Raw genomic sequence first — 5,656 nt, forward strand, 5'->3', positions numbered from 1 at the left:
CATTGAATCGACGTATCATAGTCTTATGAAAGGAGATTACATTCCCTTTAAGCATATTGGTTTGGCTGATACGTTTCGGATGATTGAAGAGAAGAACCTGCTACAGAAATTGTTTAAAGAAAACAGTGAATATTTAGAGCATCAAAAGAAACTGGATATCAAAGTTATCTTTGGCAATCCTCCTTATTCGGTAGGACAAAAAAGTGCCAATGATAATAATCCGAACACATCTTATCATGTATTAGATAACCGTGTTCGTGAAACTTATGCTGCTTATTCAAAAGCAACTAATATGCAAGCACTTTATGATAGTTATATTCGTGCTATTCGTTGGGCTAGTGACCGTATTGATAATGCTGGAGTAATCGGTTTTGTTTCTGGTTCTGGTTATATAGAAAAGTCGACAATGGACGGTTTACGGAAATCTTTAGCCAAAGAATTTACGAGTATTTATGTGCTTAATTTACGAGGTGATATCCGTAAAAATATGTTAAGCAATGGAAAAGCGGAAGAAGGAGAAAATGTTTTTGGCAATGGTAGTATGACCGGCATTGCCGTGACCTTATTTATCAAAAATCCCAATGCTTTTGGACCTTGTAAAATTTACTATCATGATATTGGTGATAATCTCACAACAAAAGATAAACTTACAGCTCTAGAACGCCTTGGTAGTGTTAATAGCATCATAAATAAATCAATCTGGCAAATCATTAAACCAGATAAGCATGGTGATTGGATTAATCAACGTGATGACAGTTTCAAAGCGTTTTTAGTATTAGGTGATAAAAAAGGGCATAATAATAAGCTATTCGAAACTTTTTCATATGGTATTAAGAGCAATCGCGATGCATGGGCATACAATTCAAGCCGTGAAACTTTAAAGAAAAATATGAATAATATGATTGCCTTCTATAACAGCGAAGTGGAACGTTTTAATGATGCTTATGGACATGTTGATCACAGAATACGTAAAAATGCTGTCGACAATTTCGTAAACGCTGATGCGAAAAAAATTAGTTGGAGTAGTAATCTTAAGAAACAATTGGTAAAAGGCAATATCTTCGAATTTGAAGAGGTGTACCTTACTCAAAGTCTATGCCGTCCTTTTACACAACAATGGCTTTATTATAATACTACCTTCAATGAAATGCTTCATCAAATTCCACGTATTTTTCCCATAGGACAAATGATTGAAAATAGAGTTATAAAAATTGCCGCTGTAGGAGCAAGATGTGGTTTTTCTGTATTGATGACTAAAAATGTACCTGATGTAAGTATAATAGATAATAGCCAATGCTTTCCACGCTATATTTACGAAGATACTACGGTCTTAAAAGATAAAAACAAGAAACAATCTCATTTATTTTTAATTTCTACAGAAGAAAGTAAAACAACTGGTTTACAACGCCGTGATGCCATTACTGATGAAGGTCTAGACCATTTTAAAGCCGCTTATCCGAATGAAACCATAACAAAAGATGATTTGTTCTATTATGTTTACGGTCTACTTCATTCGGAAGATTATCGTACACGTTATGCACATAATTTATGCAAAGAACTGCCTCGTATCCCTTGTGTAAAGAGTGCTGATGACTTTTGGAAATTTGTGACAGCAGGGCGTGAACTCGGTCATTTGCACGTGAATTATGAAACTGTAGAGCCTTATCCAGTCACCTTTAAAAAGGGTAATCCAAAACAGACTGAGATCTCTAATCCCGAAGAATTTTACTACGTTACAGAAATGAAATTTTCTGGGAATAGTAAGAAAAAGGATAAATCAACTGTTTTTTATAACAGCAATATCACAATAACAGATATCCCTCTTGAAGCTTATGAGTATATCGTCAACGGTAAACCCGCTCTTGAATGGGTTATGGGGCGTCAGTGTGTTAAGACTGATAAAAAGAGTGGTATTGTCAATGATGCCAATCGCTATGCTGTTGAAACCGTTGGCAACCCTGCCTACCCTCTAGAATTGTTTCAAAGGGTTATTACTGTAAGTCTAGAAACAATGAAAATCGTAAAAAACTTACCAAAATTAGAAATAAGAGAAACTGAATAACTTATAAAGCATGCTCACATAATGGGTATGATAAACTCACAAGGGGTATAGAGTATAGCTATAATCTATACCTCTTTTGTTAAGTTGCTTACATAAAATCTTCTTTACTATGAGGGATAACAAAATAAAGTTAAAAGAATAGGATTTAGCAACATTCCTCTTAATTATTGCAAATCAAGGATTCTTTTCGTGGAGTTCTTTTTGCCATACCTGCTGTCCAAAGGGTTTTAAATTCTAAAAAAATTGACTTGAGGCTACAGTGTAGCTACATTATAATAAAGGTGTAAATGGAGGTACAAATCATGAAAGCCGATTCTGTTGTTCGAGCTCGCATTCCTGCTGAAATGAAAAAACAAGCGATGATTACTTTAGAACGCATGGGATTAAGCGCATCAGACCTTATCCGCATAACATTTTTGCGTGTCGCTGAAGAAGGTTGTTTGCCTTTTGATCTTAAAGTACCTAATAGTGTCACACGTAAAGCTATAAAGGAATTAGATGAAGGTAAAGGTAAGATATTTAAAAACGCTGATGCCCTTTTTAAGGACTTAGGCATTTAATATGCTGATACCTGTTCGCTCAAGACAATTTAAACGTGACGTGCGCAAAGCGGAAAAACGCGGTAAAAATATGAATAAGCTGCGTACACTATTGAGTCTTCTAATTGAAGAAAAGCCATTACCAAGACATTACTGTGATCATCCACTAAAAGGCGATTGGGTAGGATATCATGATATTCATATCAAACCAGATTGGCTGCTTATTTATAGAATAGAAGTAGATAAATTACATCTTATTCGTACAGGAACGCACTCTGACCTTTTCAAAGAATAATTATATGAGGAGTTAAAAATACTCTAATTTTTCTCTACATAATTAGATTTTTTTACATTGCCTTTAAGAGGTTATACCGTAATCTAAAATGATAGCTTTGTTTAAAGAGAGTTATATATATTCATTTTCTTATATTACTTATAGGTTTTGAAGGTTTCTCAAACCCTCAAAATACCTTCAAAACCCCTTTTTATATATATTACAGATTGTATTTACGTGTTGTGTGTAATATGGGTTGTTTATTTAAAACATTAACATATTGAAATATAATAACTTTTATTTTTTGATTGAAAAAAAATATATAACGGGGGGTAAAAGGAACCCTCAAAATCCTCAAAATTCATAACCATAATGGTCTTTATAGCATTTCTATAAGTTACAAGCTATCTTTTGAAAGGCTTTAAAAAGGTTCACATGCTTTCATAAAGCACGTTATAATCAATTCTCTAAATCATAAGGTTATCTATTCAAAAGAACTGATTAAAATTCATAAAAGGGATTTTGATAACGTAATCAGTTTTCAATTTCATACGCTTTTCATAAGATACGCTTTAATCACTCACTAAAATGATCACTTTTGTCAGTTCAATTTACTGACACATAACTGACAAGTTTTAATCAATTCACATCATTGGTTATCTTTAAAGACTGTACTCTTGATATGAGTTATATCTTAAAAACATTAACCTATTGAAATATAATGTTTTTAATTTTTCTCATTAAAAAAAATAATAGAGAGTCTAAAAGGAACTGACAACACTGACACGGTCTATTAAAAAGGATTTTACTGATCTCTATAGTTATCAATCTCTCTTTAGATGTTTTCATAACAGTCTCTAAATTACAATTATCATATATCCTATTTATCGTTTCTCTTATGAAAATGATGCCATGGCTATAAAAAACATAACAGCTATAGAGAATACGTGAAAAAGCAGGTTTTCATAATCACATGCAAATGAACGCGTTGGTTATAAAGAGCACAGTGCCTATTAAGGTTGTTTAAATTAGAGCCCCTTATAAACAAAATTCACAAAAAAATTTAAATTCATTTAGTAAAAAACTGATAGGTTATAAAGTTAAAAATACGCATTATGAGAGCGTTTCTAAATATTATAAATGTATAGATTCAAAACATAACGTAATTGTTTTATAAAACCCATAATATAGATTTAAAAGCATATAAATATAAAAGAAGAAATTCATAAGCATATGATATTATTAACACACAACGCATTTAAAAAGTACAAAAAAATATCAAGAAAGATAAAATATTATTTGACAATAAATACGTATTTTGTTATATAAATACTCAAGTGCTGAAAACACTTAACGATTAGCGGATAGGTTACGAAACAATCTTTCCAAAGTCTTTAAAATACTGACTGTTTTTTATACGTATTAAAGCGTATAATGATTTTGTCGGGTGTGTCACACCATGCAATACCCTTATGGGAAAAGTGTGACGACGGACTAATCGCCGTGTTTTCAACGCCCGGCGCCTTTATAGCGCGTCAATTGAAAACTTCATTACGATTAGAAAGAATTTAAAATGACAAATTCAAACAACACCCCCCTTATATCTTTAAATGCAAATGAAACCGCTCTTGCTAATCAACAAGAGCCTGCAAAAAAATACGAATTTACAGGTGAGACAATAGAGGTTTGCTTTAAAACACTTCATAGAATTAGAGCTTTAAGAGATTTTGGAGACGTCAAAAAAGGTGATTTAGGCGGTTTTATACAAGGTGAAAGTAATTTATCCCATGATGGCAATTGCTGGGTCTATGATGATGCCAAGGTGCTTGAAAGCGCTACCATTTTTCATAATGCCAAGATATTTGATGGCGCCTGTATTAGTGGAAATGCTTCAGTTTATTCTGATGCACAAGTTTACAGTCGTGCTGTTGTTTTTGGTAATGCCAAAGTTTCTGGTAGTGCACATGTTTTTGGTGATGCTGTTGTTCGCGACAAATCTCATGTTTACGGTGATGCAGAAGTTTACAATAGCGCACTCATTTATGGTGACGCGGCAGTTTTTGAAAATGCACGAATAAAGAATAGTGCCAATGTTTACGACAATGCTCGTGTATATGGGAACGCAATAATTTGTGGTCCTGCTCTCATTTATAACAATGCTAAAGTTTATGGTGATGTCATTATATCATGCTCCAATTTCACGTATGAGGATGATATTAATTATGGAAATGTTGAGATTTTTGGAGATGCAAAAGTTTATGATAGTGCTCGCATTTATGACGCAGTCAAGATCTTTAGAAATGCCGAAATTCGTGGATTAGCTAATATTCGCGGAAACACGAGAATTCCTCAAGACATAAAAATTTAACAACCAACCAGCCTTTTAACACAAGCGTGATTCACGCCACGGGGGAATTGCGCGCAAATCAAGGAAACCAACATGACAAATTCTCCTTTAACAACCATGGCAAACAAATATGGGTTTTCTCATGATCAATTTCGAAAGACAATTATCAAAACATGTATCAATCATAACTTCTCTGATGAAGAATTCGCTGCTTTTATCTCTGTTGCCAATACTTATGGATTAAACCCATTAACAAAAGAAATCTATGCATTCCCTAAAAGAGGCGGCGGTATCATACCCGTTGTTTCTATTGATGGGTGGATAAAGATCATCAAATCAAATCCTGACTTTGATGGCATGACCTTTCAAGATCAACTCGATAAAGACGGGAATCTCATTGCTATCAAATGTGCTATTCGTCTCAAAGGCATTAA

At 33.4% G+C, this 5,656-nt stretch carries 5 protein-coding genes; all 5 read left to right on the top strand.

The features are described from left to right. On the top strand, positions 1–2,062 hold a 2,062-nt coding region (locus tag ACFIMW_RS08650; RefSeq protein ID WP_375608805.1), incomplete at its 5' end, for a type ISP restriction/modification enzyme. Positions 2,063–2,364: 302 nt separating this feature from the next. Further along, positions 2,365–2,622, top strand: coding sequence for a type II toxin-antitoxin system RelB/DinJ family antitoxin (locus tag ACFIMW_RS08655; RefSeq protein WP_375608806.1), 258 nt, complete (start codon positions 2,365–2,367; stop codon positions 2,620–2,622). 1 nt (position 2,623) lies between these two features. Beyond that, positions 2,624–2,896, top strand: coding sequence for a type II toxin-antitoxin system YafQ family toxin (locus ACFIMW_RS08660; RefSeq protein WP_375608804.1), 273 nt, complete (start codon positions 2,624–2,626; stop codon positions 2,894–2,896). A gap of 1,552 nt (positions 2,897–4,448) precedes the next feature. After that, on the top strand, positions 4,449–5,243 hold the full coding sequence (locus tag ACFIMW_RS08665; RefSeq protein ID WP_375608803.1) for a hypothetical protein: 795 nt from the start codon (positions 4,449–4,451) through the stop codon (positions 5,241–5,243). 72 nt (positions 5,244–5,315) lie between these two features. Then, positions 5,316–5,656, top strand: a 341-nt coding sequence (locus ACFIMW_RS08670) for a recombinase RecT (protein WP_375617375.1), incomplete at its 3' end; no start/stop codon positions are given.

This window comes from Bartonella sp. AC329YNZD (genome assembly GCF_042196685.1).
Classification (GTDB): domain Bacteria; phylum Pseudomonadota; class Alphaproteobacteria; order Rhizobiales; family Rhizobiaceae; genus Bartonella.

Excerpts from the sequence above, each read along its gene's own strand:
- ACFIMW_RS08665 (WP_375608803.1), top strand. The coding sequence starts at position 4,449 with ATGACAAATTCAAACAACACCCCCCTTATATCTTTAAATGCAAATGAA.
- ACFIMW_RS08655 (WP_375608806.1), top strand. The coding sequence starts at position 2,365 with ATGAAAGCCGATTCTGTTGTTCGAGCTCGCATTCCTGCTGAAATGAAA.
- ACFIMW_RS08660 (WP_375608804.1), top strand. The coding sequence starts at position 2,624 with ATGCTGATACCTGTTCGCTCAAGACAATTTAAACGTGACGTGCGCAAA.